This window comes from Methylophaga sp. UBA4204, from assembly GCF_002379485.1.
Taxonomy (GTDB): domain Bacteria; phylum Pseudomonadota; class Gammaproteobacteria; order Nitrosococcales; family Methylophagaceae; genus Methylophaga.
Genome location: NZ_DFTU01000020.1, coordinates 13939 through 14189 on the forward strand (window position 1 = coordinate 13939; position 251 = coordinate 14189).

The window sequence follows — 251 nt, forward strand, 5'->3', positions numbered from 1 at the left end:
TATGCTAAAGCTGATGCGGCGATGATTCTGTGGGGCATGGGTGTTTCGCAACATGTTCATGGTACTGATAATGCCCGTTGCCTGATTTCACTGGCATTAATGACGGGTCAGATTGGCCGTCCGGGTACCGGTCTGCATCCACTGCGTGGACAGAATAATGTTCAGGGGGCATCAGATATGGGGCTTATCCCGATGCGTCTGCCGGATTATTACAAAGTAACGGATGATGATGCCCGGCATAATCTTGAACA

Annotated in this window: 1 protein-coding gene; it reads left to right on the top strand. The window is 50.2% G+C overall.

What is annotated here, in order from left to right; genetic code table 11:
• On the top strand, nt 1-251 hold a 251-nt coding region (locus tag B3182_RS02570; protein WP_292751415.1), incomplete at both ends, for a molybdopterin-dependent oxidoreductase.